We start from the raw sequence: 17033 nt of genomic DNA, 5'->3' as shown, positions 1-17033 counted from the left end.
ATGGGCATTTTATTTAATCTGGCGCATTATTATTTATTGCGGAATGAATAAATTTTAAAAAAGTTTTTATAAAACAATTGGTTATAATTGTTGAGTAATTGGCTTGATTTTTGCTTTAAATATTTAAGGTTAAAATGCTGCACAAAGGCGTGCAAATAAACTCTGTCTGATCGTCGGCGATGATATGGATAGAGTCACATTATAAGTCAATAAAAATGACAAAAGGCAACGGGGCCCAAGTGATCGAAAGATTGCTTGGGCCTTTTTTTGTTGATGTAAAAATGAAACAACATGAGGATGTTCAAGATGCAACCAAAAACAGAACAGACAACCTGCCCATACTGTGGTGTTGGTTGCGGAGTCTTGCTAAAACACTCACTGTCTAGTTGCGATTCTATTGAGACCGTAACAGGCGATACAGACCATCCCGCCAATTTTGGTCGCTTATGTGTTAAGGGGAGCAACCTTTCAGAAACGCTCATCCCAGAAGGAAGGCTTGCTGCGCCAAAAATAAAAGGCCAAGTGGTCTCATGGCCTAAGGCAATAGATTCTATTGCGGAAAAGATACAGCAGGTGACTCGAGATCATGGTCCCGATGCCTTTGCTTTTTATTTATCAGGTCAAATGTTAACGGAAGATTATTACGTTGCTAATAAATTGGCTAAAGGGTTCATAGGAACGGCTAATGTAGATACTAATTCTCGTCTTTGTATGGCATCAGCGGTAGTGGCTTACAAAAGAGCGTTTGGTTCTGACACAGTGCCTTGCAACTATGAGGATTTAGAGATTTGCGATTTGCTCATTATAATTGGTTCAAATGCGGCTTGGACGCACCCTGTTTTATATCAAAGGGTTGTTGCGGCCAAAGCAAAACGGCCTAATATGAAAGTGGTGGTTATTGATCCAAGAAAGACAGCGACGTGTGATATAGCTGATTTGCATCTTGCCATTAACCCTGGAACGGACGCGTATGTTTATACAATGCTACTTTCTGAAAGTGATCGTAATGATGTTTTAGATGAGGCGTTTATTTCACAAAAAACGAATGGCTTTACAGAAGCATTAGAAAAAGCAACGCTTGCAAGTCCTTCAATAGAGAGTATGTCAAAAGTACTTGGGGTGGATAAGGCGTCATTAGAGACGTTTGTCGAATGGTGGCTAGACACTCCTAAGACCGTTTCGTTTTATTCCCAAGGCGTAAATCAATCGGCAACCGGCGTTGATAAATGCAATGCCATAATTAATTGCCATCTAGCGACAGGCCGTATTGGTAAAGAAGGTATGGGACCATTTTCGATTACAGGCCAGCCTAATGCAATGGGTGGACGCGAAGTCGGAGGATTAGCAAATCAGCTTGCTGCCCATATGGATTTTTCCACGACTGGCGCGGTAGATCTAGTGCAGCGTTTTTGGCAAGCGCCAAATATGGCAACTGAGAGTGGGTTAAAAGCCGTAGATATGTTTCAAGCGATGGAAGCCGGTAAAATCAAAGTTGTTTGGATTATGTCAACAAATCCAATGGTGAGTATTCCAGACACGGCGCAAGTCAAGCGCGCTCTTGAAAAGTGTGAAATGGTGATTGTAAGCGATTGTCAGGAGTTTACGGATACCGCAATGATGGCGGATGTATCGCTGCCCGCGACAGGCTGGAGTGAAAAAGACGGGACGGTGACGAATTCGGAAAGGCGTATTTCACGTCAACGGGGTGTTTTACCTCCTTTTGCTGAGTCAAAGCACGATTGGTGGGCCATTACTCAAGTCGCTCGTAGAATGGGGTTTGCTTCAGCTTTCTCCTATGAGAGTTCTTATGACATATTTGTTGAGCATGCCGCTTTATCGGGCTTTGAAAATAATGGTAGAAGAGATTTTGATATTGGCTTATTAAAAGACTTAACAAAAAGCGCCTACGACACATTATTACCAATTCAATGGCCAGTAACAGAACATGCGCCTACTGGTACCTCGCGAATGTTCGCTGACGGGGCGTTTTTTACCTTTAATAAAAAAGCCAAATTCATCGCTATTTCGCCTGAAAAGCCTAAACAAAGGGTTACTAAAGCGTATCCATTTATATTAAATACAGGCCGAGTACGAGATCAGTGGCATACAATGACCAGAACGGGAAAGTCACCGACATTAGCAAATCACACGCAAGAGCCTTATGTTGAATTGAATAAAGAGGACGCTAGAAAGCTAGGCGTTAATAATAAAGAATTAATGCGTGTTACTTCAGAAATTGGTGAAATTATCATGCCAGTAAAAATAGCTTCACCCGTTAGTGTCCTGCAAGGTCAAATATTTGTGCCTATTCATTGGACGCAACAAGTCGCAAGTAATTCTGTTGTATCAAACTTAGTTTCACAAATTGTTGACCCACTATCGGGGCAGCCAGAATCAAAACATACTATTGCTAAACTGTCTCCCATAAAGAATATTGTGTATGGCACTCTTCTCAGTGCCGTCAAATTAGATGTTTCACCGTGTCTGTATCATTGCGAAGTGAGACAGCTAAAAGGAGTCCGCTATGAAGTGGCCATTAGTGAAAAAATTGATCTAGAAACCTTTGTAAAAACACAATTAAACACCTTTGAAACAAGTCAAACCGGTGATTGGAGTGAATACAAAAATACCCTTAATGGTGATAAACGTTTTGTCTATACAGTCAATAATTTGCCGATTGCAGTCTACTATTTTTCCAAGAAGCCAATCTCTTTAGATCGTAGCTGGTTAGCCAGTTTATTACCGATTTCTCTGGAAGCCATTCCACCAAAAAGCCTTCCAGAAGATCATCATAAAAGGCTGGCGTTAAGTGCCGGGTATATGGCAAATGCAGAAGATAAAGGTCAAATTGTCTGTTCTTGTTTTAATGTGGGAGACAAACAAATTCAGCCATTGATTGATCGCGGTGTCGTCAATGTCGGTGAGTTGGGTAACCGATTGAAGTGCGGAACAAACTGTGGCTCTTGTATTCCAGAATTGAAGCAAATGATCGCTATACATAGTGAGGTGACGTTATGAGTTTGGACTTTGTCAAATACGTAAAAATAGTAGGTAAAGGAAAAAAGGGCGCTAGAAGTTTAACTCGTGATGAATCGTATCAGGCGATGACACTTATTTTATCTGGCAAAGTAGCTCCTGAGCAATTAGGCGCATTTTGGATGTTAATTCGCATTAGAGAAGAAACAATAGAAGAAACCGTTGGCTTTACTCAGGCAATACGAGAACATTGTCATTTAACGTTTTCAATGGGGGTGGATATTGATTGGCCAGCATACGCGGGGAAACGTAATGAGTTACCGTGGTTCTTATTGTCGGCATTAGCGTTAAGTCAGCAAGGAATACGTATTTTTATGCACGGACACTGTTTCCCGGAGGAAGATCGTATATATGTTGAAACGGCGCTTGTTAAGCTTGGTTTCCCTATTGCTCGTTCCAAAGAAGAAGCTGAAGCACATTTACTTCGCTATCACTTTGCTTATATGCCACTTAATTGTCTAGCCAGTGAACTGGCTTATTTAATGGATTTGAAATTGTTGTTAGGTCTCAGATCCCCAGTAAATACCCTTGTTCGTATGATGAATATCGCTAACGCTGAGCACAGTGTTCATGGTGTGTTTCATCAAGGCTACGATAAATTGCATATTCAAGCATCAGCCGAGCTAGGAGATGATTCCGTTTTAGTGTTTAGAGGGGGCAATGGTGAGGCAGAGATTAATCCGGAAAGAGATGTTGAACTTGGGTTTTCTCGGCAAGGACGTATTGAATGGAGTCCTTGGCCGAAATCCGCATTACAGCATTGTCGGCAAAAAAATCGTTTGGATATTGAGCGAATGCAGCGACATTGGTCAGGTGTGCAAGAAGATGAATTTGGTCATTTAGCTATACAGGGCACCATGGCATGCATTCTTCAACTTATGACAAATAAGCATCCAGCAGAATGCAGTCGGATGGCCGGAGCTTTTTGGCAAGGTCGCGATACATCCATCTTTACTCTGAAGAAAATTGCATAAGAATGGCTTTGACTTGAATTCAGTGAATAGCCTCTAATGAAAACAGTACCTCATTAAGGGAACTAGCTGATATTCTTATCATCAATACATAGACACGGCGTATAAAACGTAAAATAAGTGTCTATTTTTCAATAAGAACGATGTAATTGAGCTGTGTTTGTGATGATGAAAAAAGACGTATTTAATTGTGTTGGTGTGATTTTAGCTGGTGGTCGAGCGGTTAGGATGCAAGGTAAGAATAAAGCCTTGCAGTCGTATAAGGGCAATTTTTTGTTTCGATACGCTTATGAAGCAATGGCGGTCAATGTAAATACTGTCTATGTAAATGTTAACCTTAATCAAGAGGTATTTTTAGACGAGAATATTCGTATTTTTGAAGATAGCTCTTTTTTTTCAAATTGTGGTCCTTTGTCTGGATTAGCAACCGCATTAAGTTCATTTAGCGATGAGTATTCTCATGTGCTTTTCTCTCCATGTGATACGCCTTTAGTACCGGGGGAGATTTTTCAGCAACTGATTCATCGCGCTCAAACTCAGCCTACAAAAGCATTTTATATTGAAACGAGTAGAGGAGCTCAGCCATTACATGTCGTTATGCCTGTCGCCTTCTTAAGATGCCTGCTTGATTTCTTGGAGCGAGAGCAATATAAGGTTATGGCTTTTTATAAGGAGATCGATGCCGAGTCAATTTATTGGGGCTCCGAAGACAGTTTTATGAATATAAATTATTTAGAGCAACTTTCCTGATGCGTTAACTACTCAATGCTCTTAATTTCAAGTAAGTAGGATTCTTTTTTCTCAACATATTTCATTTTTACTAAAAGAAAATCGTATTCAGGTGCAAAATAAAAAACGGATTCTCGGTCATTATTTTGAGAATCTGTTCTCACTACTTTTACTGTATCTAGATCACCAAGGCGAGTTTTGATTTTTTGTGTGCCAATACGGGCAAATGTCCAATACTTTAATCGTCCGCCGTCAGCTATTTCGTAATGCAACTCGTCTCTATTGGCTTTCAAATCCTGCCTTAATTGCAATTGAATGCCAAGTTTATCTATTGTTTTCTCATGGATGTCCATTTTCCAGGGTTTATTTTCAATGTCGTTTTCAACTTTCATGTTCTCCCAGTCAAAGCTCAGTTTAGCTTCACGTTTTTTGCCTAGTAGCTGACTTTTATAATAATATTTTTCTGGTCGAATCTGATTGTCTATGAGATTGAAGGAAACATTTTCTTTAATAGAGGCAAAAAAGGTTGAAGCAGTGAACTCAAAAAACCAATGATCCTCTTTTTTGGTAAGGACCTGCATGCCTTCAACTTCAAAACTGATGCCTTTTTTCCATGTTGTACTATAAATCGCTTTGTAGGGGAAAAATAAATTACTTGTCTTCTGAGCTGTGCCAGATGAAGAGATAGCTGGCTGACTAAATAACCCTAATATCGAGACCAATAATATGAGTGCTGTTCGCATGCTACCTCCTTAAATTAATGAATATCTTGCTGATACCTAATACCAGTATCAGATAGCCGCTCAGAATCGAGCATAACCTTTCCAGATTTATAGGCAAGTCTTTTCTGAGAAAACCATTTTATGGCTAAAGGGTATATTTTATGTTCTAAATTATGGACTTTTTTTGATAAAGACTCGGCATCGTCGCTGGGCTCTATTTCTGTGACCGCCTGCAGAACAACGGCCCCAGCATCAAGTTCAGCGGTGACAAAATGCACGCTAACGCCATGTTCTTTATCTCCTGCATCAATGGCTCTTTGGTGAGTATTGAGTCCCTTAAATTTGGGTAATAAAGAAGGATGTATATTGAGCATTTTGCCATCATAGTGACGGGTGAAACCCTCTGTAAGAATTCTCATAAAGCCAGCTAACACTACAAGCTCGGCTTTATGTTGATCAATTTCATATTGTAAGGCCGCATCAAACTCTTCTCGAGTTGAAAATTTCTTATGATCAATAAAGACAGCTGGTATATTGGCTTTCTTGGCTCGCTCTAATCCAAAAGCATCCGCTTTATTGCTGATAACGGCTTTTATTGTGATATCAAGCTTTCCCTCCAAGCTTTGATCGATCAAAGCTTGGAGGTTGCTGCCGCTGCCAGATATTAAGACAACAACGGATAGGCTCATGCACCCGCCTCTAAATCCGAAATATAAACTTCTTGCTCGGTCGTACGGGGGCGAATATCGCCAATTACCCAAGCATTCTCGTTTTCAGCTTTTAATATTTCTAATGCGTGTTGAGCTTTATCTGAGTCAATACACAAGACCATACCAACACCGCAATTTAGTACGCGGTACATTTCTTCTTGATCTACATTTCCCTGCTCTTGAAGCCAGTTAAATACTTCAGGTCTAACCCAAGAATTTGCATCAATATAAGCCGCTGCATTTTCAGGTAAAACGCGAGGGATATTTTCAAGAAGACCACCGCCCGTAATGTGTGCTAACGCATTTACGTCCATTGCTTCCATGAGTTTTAAAATGGATTTAACGTAAATCTTAGTAGGCTCCATGAGCGCGTTTTGTAACGTTGTGCCAGCAATGGGTTGCGATAAGTCGGCCTTAGAAACTTCAATGATTTTACGTATTAAAGAGTAGCCATTTGAATGAGGGCCTGAAGAGCCTAATGCGATTAATGTATCGCCAGCTTTCACTTTTGAGCCATCAATAATTTTTTCTTCTTCAACCACACCGACACAAAACCCCGCTAAATCATAATCTCCATCATGATACATGCCAGGCATTTCAGCTGTTTCACCACCTACTAATGCGCAGCCAGCTTGAAGGCAACCTTCACCAATACCTGTTACAACATTTGCAGCAACATCAATATCTAACTTGCCGGTTGCATAATAATCAAGGAATAATAAGGGCTCAGCACCTGCAACAACTAAATCGTTGACGCACATGGCAACCAAATCAATACCAATAGTGTCATGCTTATTAATATCCATTGCCAAACGTAACTTAGTACCAACGCCGTCGGTACCGGAAACAAGGATGGGGTTTTTATATTTAGTAGGTAAGCGTGTGAGAGCACCAAACCCACCTAAACCACCCATTACCTCTGGTCGACGTGTTTTTTTGCTGACACCTTTAATTCGTTCTACTAGTTGATTACCGGCGTTAATATCAACGCCTGCGTCTTTATAACTAATCGATGCTTTATCCGATTTGGTCATTGCCTATGCCTTATCATGATGTGGGGATTAAAACCGCATTTTAACATAGAGTTTCAATAGGGCTATGGTTCTTTGGCCGTTACACAGTAGAATATGCAAATATTTAAAGGGAGAGCTATGAAAAATCGTATTTTAATCCTCATATTGTGTTTTTTTTGGGTTCCCATCAGTTGGGCTGATTCAATAACGGGTCTGTATCGTGCAGAAATTACTTTGCCGAGTAGTTTGACAGAAAGTCAACTATTAACCGCTGCTTTTAGGCAAGCGGCCAAAAATGTTTTGATTAAAGTGTCTGGCCGGCCAGACTTAATAGAGGAAACGCTAACAAATAGTGATTTAAACAGCGCACCTTCATGGGTGGCGCAACACTCAATTTTGGCGTCTGATCGGCCGATTCAATTTAATGGTGAACTCGTTGAGTCAAAAAAAGTATCGGTCACTTTTTATGAGCAATCGATTAATCTATTTTTAATAGATCGGAAAATTGCTATATGGGGAAGTAATCGACCATCGATTTTAATTTGGCTTCTCCAAGAGGGGGTTCAAGGGCGTTTTTTGTCTGGCGTTGATGCACCATCTCCTCTATTGGCGGCCATATCAGAACAATCATTAATAAATGGCCTGCCTGTCTATGCCCCTATCCTGGATGATGTCGACAAAAGAACGGTCCCTATACCTGCAATTTGGGGCTTTTTTGAGGATGAAGTCTCTCAGGCGAGTAAGCGATATCAAACCGATTTATTTAGTGTTGTTCGTGTCAGAAATGAATTTGGTAAGCGTGTCGTTGATTTGAGAGTGTTTTTTCCTTCAGGAGACATTGTCCCTTTAAACTTTGTTGCTGAAAGTGAAGCGGATATAGCGCTAAGTGTGAATAACGAGCTATCCCAGTTACTTTCTGAAAAGTACGCCGCCGTTCGTGACGTGTCGGAAGAGTCGCAGTTGAAAATGCGTTTAACAGGCTTGAACACTTACGATAAGTTGCAAAAGGTTCAGAGTTATTTAGATTCCATTATTTTAATAAGAAATTGGAATTTGGCGTCCTTAAAAGACGATGAGGTTATTTATATAATTCAGTCTGATGGTGGTGTTAACAAACTAAAAGACTCTATTGCATTGGATTCTGTTTTGATAGAAAACCCATTAAGTGCTTTAGACCCTAATGCAAATATATCATTATCCTATGAATTTAGAGGCAAATAATTATGACTTTAGAAAATGTGGAGACGTATCAAGAAGTCGATTTTTCGAGTCGATCTGAAGAAGAGAAAAACGATTTTTTATCGATGACTTGGTGTAATCAATGCGGTGAAATGGATTTGGGAATGGTGGAGCCTAAAGAGTATGTTTCTGAAGCTCGTCATTGGATAGAAGGGCGTTGCAAGGTGTGTTACGCCGAAGTAATTACGGAAATTCAAGAAGGAGATGATATTGAATAGGATTTTCTTTATGAGTGTGCAATACAAACCATAATGTGAGTTGGCCCCCAATAATGGAATAATCCAATTACTGGGGGTTTTTGTTTGACCTAAAGTCTATTTCTGTGGGTAATCTCTTTCTGGAACACCCGTATATAGCTGACGTGGACGACCAATTTTATAAGCCCCACTAATCATTTCATTCCAATGAGATATCCAGCCAATGGTTCTCGACATAGCAAAAATCACTGTGAACATACTGGTTGGGATACCAATTGCCTTCATGATGATGCCTGAATAAAAATCAACATTAGGGTACAGTTTTCGTTCAATAAAGTAAGGGTCTTCTAAAGCGATTTGCTCAAGACGTTTTGCAATTTTCAGTAATGGGTCGTTAGAAAGGCCTAATTCAGCCAAAACTTCATCACATGTCTCGCGCATTACTTTCGCTCTAGGATCAAAGTTTTTATAGACTCGGTGGCCAAAACCCATAAGCCTAAATGGATCGTTTTTGTCTTTGGCTTTAGCAATAAATTCATCAATATGGGATTCATCACCAATTTCTTCAAGCATTGTTAATACGGCTTCATTGGCGCCGCCATGAGCAGGCCCCCAAAGTGTTGCTATACCTGCTGCTATACAGGCGAAAGGGTTCGCTCCTGAAGAGCCGGCAAGCCGTACTGTAGATGTTGATGCATTTTGTTCGTGGTCAGCATGTAGGATAAAAATACGGTCCATTGCTTTAGCAAATACTGGGTTAACAACGTATTCCTCGCAAGGTGTAGCGAACATCATGTGCAAGAAGTTTTCTGAATAGGACAGTTCGTTACGAGGGTACATAACAGGCTGTTCTTTTGAATACTTGTAGCAGGTAGCTGCTAATGTAGGCATTTTTGAGATTAGACGTACGGCGGCTATTTCACGATGCTCTGGATTGGTTATGTCCATGTGATCTTGATAGAAAGCTGATAGAGCGCCTACCAAACCACACATGATAGCCATCGGGTGCGCATCATTACGGAAACCTTCAATGAATTTATACATTGATTGGTTTACCATCGTATGGTTTGAAACAGTTTTTACAAACGTTTCTTTTTCTTCTTCGGTTGGCAGTTCACCGTGAAGCAGAAGGAAGCAAGTTTCTAAATAGTCAGAATGTTCGGCAAGTTGGGCAATGGGATAGCCTCTGTGAAGTAATATGCCAGCATCACCATCTATATACGTGATTGCTGATTCACAAGAGCCGGTAGACATGAATCCGGGGTCATAGGTGAAAATGCCGTGCGAACCTAACGAACGAACATCAATAACGTCTGTTCCAATCGTACCACTTAGTACTGGTAACTCAATCGTTTTATCAATGCCATCTATCGTCAGTCGTGCTTTTTTATCAGCCATTTTGGTCTCCTTTGGTTTCTGGTCCGGGGTTTAAAATGTCGTTAATTGACATTATGGACCCAGAAGGTGCGGAAAAAATACTGTTTGTGGACTATAAATGTCAATCTATCTAAGTTTGATGATGAAAGAAATTTACATAAACTTTAGTCTTATAAGTACATGATTTTTCTTTATTATACCACTCTTTATTATGTTTTATTGATCTAAGCTGTTGAAATTAAAGTGTTTATTTTTTTTCTTGTGGTTTTTTGGGGATGTTGTTTTATACCATTATTGTTTATCTTTATGGCTACATTCATGCTGTGAATGCCGATCATTGTAAAGAGGTTGTTTTGTGTATTTGTCTTCATAAAAACTGCTGGTTTATAATTAGCGGCGTAAAAATTCCATTGATTTGTAGGTGTTTTAATTTAAAGGTGAATGGTGAGTCGCTTTTATAATGCGTTTGTAAATTAATGGCGTTTTTTTAGTGGACCTAAAAGTAGAGTAGTGTGAGTCTGTTCTGTAACTGAAATAGGTCGTGATTGACCCTTCAATCAACTTAAAATGGTGTATAGAGTCGTGAATAAAAAAAGACCAGTCAATCTTGATATTGCTACAATATCAATGCCCGTAACCGCAATTGTTTCGATCCTTCATCGCGTGACAGGAATTATCCTATTTATTGGGCTAGCCTTCTTGTTTTATGCGTTTGATGTTTCTTTGGACTCCCAAGAAGGATTCGATCAAGTTGTTAACACCTTACAAACGAGTTTTCTAGCTAAGTTTATTATCTGGGGAACGGTTTCTGCACTGATGTATCATCTTGTGGCCGGTGTTAAGCATTTGTTTATGGATTTAGGCTATTTTGAAGAGCTAGAGAGCGGTCAAGCCGCCGCCAAAGCAAATCTAGTTATAGCTGCAATCTTAGTATTATTGGTAGGAGTATGGATATGGTAACCCAGATAACAAGTTTTGGTCGTTCAGGCCTTTACGATTGGATGGTGCAGAGAATTTCTGCGGTTGTTCTTTCTCTATACACATTATTTATATTAGGTTATTTAGTTTTTAATCCAGAGCTTACCTATGAGCAGTGGAGTGGTTTGTTTGAAACGACTTGGGTAAGGATTTTCAGCTTATTGACCTTGCTTTCTATAGGTGTGCACTCTTGGATCGGCCTATGGTCTGTTTCTACAGACTACATTAAAGCAACTGGTGTGCGTTTCTTTTTTCAATCCGTATGTGGCTTAGTGATGTTTGTCTATGTTGCATGGGGAATTCAGGTTCTTTGGGGGCTATAAATAATGGCAAATATTCGTACAATTTCTTTTGATGCCATTGTTATCGGCGGCGGCGGTGCAGGTATGCGTGCTGCGTTGCAGTTAACGGAATCTGGTTTAAACACAGCGTGTGTAACGAAAGTTTTTCCTACACGTTCCCACACGGTATCTGCCCAGGGTGGCATTACGTGCGCCATCGCGAGTGACGATCCAAATGACGATTGGCGCTGGCATATGTACGACACCGTAAAAGGGTCGGATTACATTGGTGACCAAGACGCTATCGAATACATGTGTTCAGTTGGGCCACAGGCCGTATTTGAACTTGAGCACATGGGGTTACCATTCTCGCGCACTGAAAATGGCCGTATTTATCAGCGCCCATTCGGTGGTCAATCTAAAGATTACGGTAAAGGTGGTCAAGCGGCTCGTACTTGTGCTGCAGCAGATAGAACCGGCCATGCTCTTTTACACACTCTTTATCAGGGTAACCTGAAAGGTGGTACTACCTTCTTTAATGAGTGGTACGCGGTAGACCTAGTTAAAAATAACGAAGACGCAGTTGTTGGTGTTATTGCTATTTGTATTGAAACGGGTGAAACCGTTTATTTGAAAGCAAAAGCGACTGTTTTGGCAACGGGTGGTGCCGGTCGTATTTATCAATCAACGACAAATGCACACATTAACACTGGAGACGGTGTTGGTATGGCATTGCGCGCTGGTTACCCAATGCAAGATATGGAAATGTGGCAGTTTCACCCGACAGGTATCTATGGTGCTGGTACATTGGTTACTGAAGGTTGTCGTGGAGAAGGCGGTTACCTTATAAATAAAGATGGTGAACGCTTTATGGAGCGTTATGCTCCTAATGCTAAAGATTTAGCTGGCCGTGATGTTGTAGCCCGTTCCATGATTCTCGAAATTCTTGAAGGTCGTGGCTGTGGTCCAGATGGTGACCATGTTTTGTTAAAGCTCGATCACCTTGGTGAAGAAACGTTAAATAAACGTCTTCCTGGTATCCTTGAGCTATCTCGTACCTTCGCCCATGTCGATCCGGTAAAAGAGCCAATTCCTGTTATCCCTACTTGCCATTATATGATGGGTGGAACACCAACAAATGTGGGTGGTCAAGCTCTGACTGTTGATGAAAACGGTAATGAAAGTATTGTCGATGGTTTGTATGCATGTGGTGAAGCCGCTTGTGTTTCTGTTCATGGGGCTAACCGATTAGGCGGGAATTCACTGTTGGATTTGGTCGTTTTCGGTCGTGCTGTAGGTTTACAAGTCAAAAAATCCCTTGATGAAGGTTTTGAGTCACTTGACGCTGATGAAACGAACATCGATAAAGCTATGGCTCGCTTGAACCGTTTGAATAACTCGACTTCCGGCGAGAGTGTTGCGGCAGTTCGTGCTGACCTACAAAAAACAATGCAACTTTACTTTGGCGTGTTCCGTGATGGTGAGGCTATGCAAACGGGGCTTGATCAATTAAAAGAGATTCGTAAGCGTGTAGAAAACTTACATCTAGACGATAAGAGTCAGGCGTTTAACACAGCTCGTATTGAAGCATTAGAACTTGAAAACCTATTAGAAGTGGCTGAAGCAACAGCAATTCCAGCTGAATTCCGTAAAGAAAGTCGTGGTGCGCATGCTCGTAATGACTATACTGAGCGTGATGACGAAAACTGGTTGAAACACTCTCTTTTCCACCCAGCAGATAAAAAAGTTACGAAACGTGATGTGAACTTCTCTCCTAAAACGGTAGAAGCTTTCCCTCCAAAAATTCGTTCTTACTAAGGAGTGTAGTTTATATGTTAGTTAGTATTTATCGTTATAATCCTGAAGTAGATGACGCTCCATACATGAAGGATTATCAAATTGATTTGCCTGCAGGCAAAGATTTGATGGTATTAGATGTATTGCAGCTATTAAAAGAGCAGGATTCATCTATATCTTACCGTCGTTCATGCCGTGAGGGTGTGTGTGGTTCAGATGGCATGAATATGAACGGCAAAAATGGCTTGGCTTGCATTACGCCAGTTTCTGCGGCGGCAAAGAATGACAAGTTGATCTTACGACCACTTCCAGGTTTGCCTGTTGTTCGTGATCTTGTTGTCGACATGGGGCAATTTTATAAACAATATGAAAAAATTCGTCCATATCTGATTAACGAATCACCCGCGCCTGCTATCGAGCGCTTGCAGTCACCTGAAGAGCGTGAAAAGCTTGATGGTCTATATGAATGTATCTTATGTGCATGCTGTTCTACTGCGTGCCCATCATTCTGGTGGAATCCGGATAAGTTTGTTGGACCATCAGGTCTTTTACAGGCATACCGTTTTCTAATAGACAGTCGTGATACGGCAACTCAGGAACGTTTATCTGATCTTGATGACCCGTTTAGTGTATTTCGTTGTCATGGTATTATGAACTGTGTCAATGTATGTCCTAAAGGCTTGAACCCTACAAAAGCGATTGGCAATATTCGAACAATGTTGTTACAAAGAGCGACTTAAAAAGAATGCTGATGAAGTCTGAGTTAACAAAACTAGTTTAACCGTCTTCTAGGCGATACTGACTTATTGTCGGTATCGCCATTTTATTATTTAAAAGAATTAAGAATCGACCTCATGTTGATTGGATGTTTAAGAAAAACTAACTGTTTAAACCGGTTATATGGAAATAGGTGTATTGGGTGATGGTCTTATTAGTGAGGCTGTTAAATAATATATAGTTATTTAAGTATTAACTCATGTAGGGCGAGTTGTTGTAATACATAATTCTAGGCTTTAGTGGCCAATTTGGGCCGAAATAAGTCAACGAATTATAAGATTGATGGCACCAATAATGGTAGCTGGCTCGAACATAAGGGTGATCGAGAATGCACGAAAGTTTAATGGAGTTGCTATGGAGCACCTCGCATTTTTCAGGTGGGAACTTGGAGTATGTGGAGGGTTTATTTGAAAGTTACCTCGTTGATCCGAACTCAGTTTCGGAAGAATGGCGTAAATGTTTTGATCAATTGCCGCGAGTTAGTGAAGAACAGTCAACTGATGTTCCTCATTCGGTAATCCAAGAACAATTTCTACAATTAAGTAAAAACCAAAATCGTTTTCAGACATCAGTAACGAACGCTGGTTCTGATCATGAGCAGAAACAAATTAAAGTATTGCAATTAATTAATGCTTATCGAGTGCGTGGACATCAACACGCAAGTTTAGATCCATTGGGTCTACAAGTTAGGCATAAAGTTGCGGATTTAGAATTGGCTTATCATGAGCTGACAGGTGCTGATCTAGATACCGACTTTAGTACAGGTTCATTGTTTTTCCCGAAAAAAACGAAAAAACTCAAAACGATCATTGAAGGCTTAAACAAAACGTATTGCGATAGCATTGGCTATGAATATATGCACATTGTTGATACTCAAGAAAAGCGTTGGTTACAACAACGTATTGAGTCAGTAAAGTCGCGTCCGGATTATGAGCTTGATACACGAATCAGTCTTCTTGAACGTTTAACGGCGGCTGAAGGGCTAGAGAAGTATTTAGCGAGTCGTTATCCTGGAGCTAAGCGTTTTGGTCTAGAAGGGGCTGAAAGTTTAATACCAATGGTGAATGAGCTTATTCAACGTTCTGGCTCTCTTGGGGCTAAAGAAGTTGTTATCGGCATGGCACACCGTGGTCGATTAAATGTTCTTGTAAATACGCTTGGTAAAAATCCTAAAGATCTGTTTGATGAGTTTGAAGGTAAGAAACTTGTCAATACATCAGGAGATGTTAAGTATCATCAGGGTTTCTCTTCGAATGTCATGACTGAAGGTGGTGAGGTTCATATTGCTCTATCTTTTAACCCATCGCATTTAGAAATCGTATCGCCTGTTGTTGAAGGGTCTGTACGAGCTAGGCAAGATCGTAGATCGGATGAGCAGGGTAAAAAGGTTGTTCCAATTTCGATTCACGGTGATGCGGCATTTGCGGGTCAAGGTGTGGTCATGGAAACCTTCCAAATGTCTCAAACTCGTGCTTATAAGACGGGTGGGACGATCCATATTGTTATCAATAACCAAGTTGGTTTTACCACAAACCGCCAAGAAGACAGCCGTTCTACTGAGTACTGTACTGATATTGCAAAAATGGTACAAGCGCCGATCTTTCACGTAAACGGCGACGACCCTGAAGCGGTTCTGTTTGTGACTCAACTGGCTTTGGATTATCGCTACGAATTTGGTCGTGATGTGGTTATCGACATGGTTTGTTATCGTCGTCGTGGTCACAACGAAACGGATGAACCATCTGGTACTCAGCCTTTAATGTACCAAATCATCAATAAATTAAAAACCACGCGTACACAATATGCCGACATGCTTGTGTCTAAAGGCATCATAGAGAAGTCTCTAACAGACAAAATGGTCGATGAAAATCGTCAAAACCTTGATGATGGTAAGCATACAGTTAAAAGTCTTGTTCTTGAGTCTCAAACCGGCTCCTTTGTTGATTGGACTCCTTATCTAAATGTTGAATGGGATGCTGGTGCGGATACAAAATACCCGCTTGCCGAACTTCAAAAAGTGGCGCGTAAGTTGACCTCCATTCCTGATGGGGTTGTGGTTCAAAGACAAGTACAGAAAATATACGAAGACAGAGATAAAATGAGTGCCGGTGCACTGCCTCTTAATTGGGGGTATGCCGAGACACTGGCATTTGCCACTTTGTTAGAGCAAGGCTATCCGATTCGTATAACGGGCCAAGATTCTGGCCGTGGTACTTTTTCTCATAGGCATGCCGTCATACATAATCAAAAGGACGGCAGTAGTTATACTCCGTTAAAGAACCTGTATGATGATCAGCCTCAAATGGATTTGTTTGACTCTTATTTGTCTGAAGAAGCTGTTTTGGCTTTTGAATACGGTTATGCAACAACGTCGCCTAAAGGTTTGGTTGTTTGGGAAGCGCAGTTCGGTGACTTTGCCAATGGTGCTCAGGTTGTAATAGATCAATTCATTACAAGTGGTGAGCATAAATGGGGTCGACTATGTGGTCTAACCATGTTGTTACCACATGGTTATGAGGGGCAAGGGCCAGAGCATTCATCTGCTCGCTTAGAACGTTTCTTGCAGCTCTGTGCTGAATACAATATTCAAGTTTGTGTACCAACTACGCCTGCCCAGATTTACCATATACTTCGTCGTCAAGCAATTCGCCCTTTAAGGCGCCCTTTGATTATTATGTCTCCTAAAAGTTTGTTGAGGCATAAGCAAGCAACGTCAACTTTGGAAGAATTGTCTGAAGGTGGTTTCAAAAACGTTTTACCAGAAACAGCACAAAATATAGAGCCTAAGAAAGTTAAGCGCTTGGTGATTTGTAGCGGTAAAATATACTACGATCTTATTAATCGTCGTGAAGCGTTGGAAAAAGATGACGTTGCCGTTATTCGATTGGAACAATTGTATCCTTTCCCTTATCAAGACTTTAAGGATGTTTTAGCACCATATACTGAAGTAGAAACTCTAGTATGGTGTCAAGAAGAGCCTAAAAACCAAGGGGCTTGGCATGCAAACCGCCATCGTATGAACCGTATATTAGAAGAGTTATATCCAGAGTTGAAAATTCGCTTCGCAGGTCGTATTTCGTCTGCTGCACCTGCTGCTGGTTATATGTCTATACACGTTGAAGAACAAGAAGCATTAGTGAATGACGCCTTAATTGGTTAGTCATTCGTTTGATTTAGTAAAATAGCCTATCAAAAAGATAAGGGTA

General features: G+C 40.7%; 14 protein-coding genes. 10 read left to right on the top strand and 4 right to left on the bottom strand.

Annotated features, from left to right (window positions below; genetic code table 11):
* Window positions 1-306: 306 nt before the first annotated feature.
* From IEZ33_RS12020 to mobA, 3 genes are all read left to right on the top strand, one after another.
* A complete protein-coding gene (locus IEZ33_RS12020) occupies window positions 307-3018 on the top strand; it encodes a nitrate reductase (RefSeq protein WP_191600297.1) in 2712 nt (903 codons plus the stop codon).
* Window positions 3015-4010 carry a glycosyl transferase family protein gene (locus IEZ33_RS12015; protein ID WP_191600296.1) on the top strand — a complete coding sequence of 332 codons (996 nt, stop codon included), beginning with the start codon at window positions 3015-3017 and terminating at the stop codon, window positions 4008-4010. Before IEZ33_RS12020 ends, IEZ33_RS12015 begins: the two co-directional genes overlap by 4 nt.
* A gap of 162 nt (window positions 4011-4172) precedes the next feature.
* A complete protein-coding gene (gene mobA / locus IEZ33_RS12010) occupies window positions 4173-4757 on the top strand; it encodes a molybdenum cofactor guanylyltransferase (RefSeq protein WP_191600295.1) in 585 nt (194 codons plus the stop codon).
* Between the two features lie 8 nt (window positions 4758-4765).
* On the opposite strand, the gene IEZ33_RS12005 is transcribed toward mobA, so the two are convergent.
* From IEZ33_RS12005 to purM, 3 genes are read right to left on the bottom strand one after another with little or no spacing between them, the layout of a single operon-like run.
* The gene (locus tag IEZ33_RS12005; RefSeq protein ID WP_191600294.1) at window positions 4766-5479 is read right to left on the bottom strand and encodes a DUF3108 domain-containing protein; all 714 of its coding nucleotides are present in this window, start codon (window positions 5477-5479) and stop codon (window positions 4766-4768) included.
* 14 nt (window positions 5480-5493) lie between these two features.
* A complete protein-coding gene (purN, locus tag IEZ33_RS12000; protein ID WP_191600293.1) occupies window positions 5494-6147 on the bottom strand; it encodes a phosphoribosylglycinamide formyltransferase in 654 nt (217 codons plus the stop codon).
* On the bottom strand, window positions 6144-7202 hold the full coding sequence (gene purM / locus IEZ33_RS11995; RefSeq protein ID WP_191600292.1) for a phosphoribosylformylglycinamidine cyclo-ligase: 1059 nt from the start codon (window positions 7200-7202) through the stop codon (window positions 6144-6146). Before purM ends, purN begins: the two co-directional genes overlap by 4 nt.
* A gap of 117 nt (window positions 7203-7319) precedes the next feature.
* Between purM and IEZ33_RS11990 the strand changes: the two genes are divergently transcribed.
* The gene (locus IEZ33_RS11990; protein WP_191600291.1) at window positions 7320-8402 is read left to right on the top strand and encodes a DUF2066 domain-containing protein; all 1083 of its coding nucleotides are present in this window, start codon (window positions 7320-7322) and stop codon (window positions 8400-8402) included.
* Between the two features lie 2 nt (window positions 8403-8404).
* The gene (locus IEZ33_RS11985; protein ID WP_191600290.1) at window positions 8405-8638 is read left to right on the top strand and encodes a hypothetical protein; all 234 of its coding nucleotides are present in this window, start codon (window positions 8405-8407) and stop codon (window positions 8636-8638) included.
* A 96-nt stretch (window positions 8639-8734) separates the two neighbouring features.
* Here the strand turns inward: IEZ33_RS11985 and gltA are convergent, their stop codons facing one another.
* Window positions 8735-10015, bottom strand: a complete 1281-nt coding sequence (gltA, locus tag IEZ33_RS11980; RefSeq protein ID WP_191600289.1) for a citrate synthase — start codon at window positions 10013-10015, stop codon at window positions 8735-8737.
* 561 nt (window positions 10016-10576) lie between these two features.
* Between gltA and sdhC the strand changes: the two genes are divergently transcribed.
* The 5 genes from sdhC to IEZ33_RS11955 all read left to right on the top strand — a co-directional run bounded on the left by sdhC (window position 10577) and on the right by IEZ33_RS11955 (window position 16987).
* Complete coding sequence (gene sdhC / locus IEZ33_RS11975) at window positions 10577-10954, top strand: succinate dehydrogenase, cytochrome b556 subunit (RefSeq protein WP_191600288.1); 378 nt, start codon at window positions 10577-10579, stop codon at window positions 10952-10954.
* A complete protein-coding gene (gene sdhD, locus IEZ33_RS11970) occupies window positions 10948-11295 on the top strand; it encodes a succinate dehydrogenase, hydrophobic membrane anchor protein (protein ID WP_191600287.1) in 348 nt (115 codons plus the stop codon). The genes sdhC and sdhD overlap by 7 nt, the downstream gene beginning before the upstream one ends.
* A gap of 3 nt (window positions 11296-11298) precedes the next feature.
* Entirely contained in the window at window positions 11299-13071 is a 1773-nt protein-coding gene (sdhA, locus tag IEZ33_RS11965; protein WP_191600286.1) for a succinate dehydrogenase flavoprotein subunit, read from the top strand.
* A gap of 14 nt (window positions 13072-13085) precedes the next feature.
* On the top strand, window positions 13086-13790 hold the full coding sequence (locus IEZ33_RS11960; protein WP_191600285.1) for a succinate dehydrogenase iron-sulfur subunit: 705 nt from the start codon (window positions 13086-13088) through the stop codon (window positions 13788-13790).
* 365 nt (window positions 13791-14155) lie between these two features.
* Window positions 14156-16987: a 2-oxoglutarate dehydrogenase E1 component gene (locus tag IEZ33_RS11955; protein WP_191600284.1), complete on the top strand. Its 2832-nt coding sequence runs from the start codon at window positions 14156-14158 to the stop codon at window positions 16985-16987.
* Window positions 16988-17033 lie beyond the last annotated feature (46 nt).

Origin of the sequence: Marinomonas algicola (assembly GCF_014805825.1) — a bacterium.
Taxonomy (GTDB): domain Bacteria; phylum Pseudomonadota; class Gammaproteobacteria; order Pseudomonadales; family Marinomonadaceae; genus Marinomonas; species Marinomonas algicola.
Note: the sequence above shows the minus strand (reverse complement) of the source record. Positions and strands in the feature narration are given on the sequence as shown.

Coding starts and splice junctions, on each gene's coding strand:
- IEZ33_RS12020 (WP_191600297.1), top strand. CDS start 307: ATGCAACCAAAAACAGAACAGACAACCTGCCCATACTGTGGTGTTGGT.
- IEZ33_RS12015 (WP_191600296.1), top strand. CDS start 3,015: ATGAGTTTGGACTTTGTCAAATACGTAAAAATAGTAGGTAAAGGAAAA.
- mobA (WP_191600295.1), top strand. CDS start 4,173: ATGATGAAAAAAGACGTATTTAATTGTGTTGGTGTGATTTTAGCTGGT.
- IEZ33_RS12005 (WP_191600294.1), bottom strand. CDS start 5,479: ATGCGAACAGCACTCATATTATTGGTCTCGATATTAGGGTTATTTAGT.
- purN (WP_191600293.1), bottom strand. CDS start 6,147: ATGAGCCTATCCGTTGTTGTCTTAATATCTGGCAGCGGCAGCAACCTC.
- purM (WP_191600292.1), bottom strand. CDS start 7,202: ATGACCAAATCGGATAAAGCATCGATTAGTTATAAAGACGCAGGCGTT.
- IEZ33_RS11990 (WP_191600291.1), top strand. CDS start 7,320: ATGAAAAATCGTATTTTAATCCTCATATTGTGTTTTTTTTGGGTTCCC.
- IEZ33_RS11985 (WP_191600290.1), top strand. CDS start 8,405: ATGACTTTAGAAAATGTGGAGACGTATCAAGAAGTCGATTTTTCGAGT.
- gltA (WP_191600289.1), bottom strand. CDS start 10,015: ATGGCTGATAAAAAAGCACGACTGACGATAGATGGCATTGATAAAACG.
- sdhD (WP_191600287.1), top strand. CDS start 10,948: ATGGTAACCCAGATAACAAGTTTTGGTCGTTCAGGCCTTTACGATTGG.
- sdhA (WP_191600286.1), top strand. CDS start 11,299: ATGGCAAATATTCGTACAATTTCTTTTGATGCCATTGTTATCGGCGGC.
- IEZ33_RS11960 (WP_191600285.1), top strand. CDS start 13,086: ATGTTAGTTAGTATTTATCGTTATAATCCTGAAGTAGATGACGCTCCA.
- IEZ33_RS11955 (WP_191600284.1), top strand. CDS start 14,156: ATGCACGAAAGTTTAATGGAGTTGCTATGGAGCACCTCGCATTTTTCA.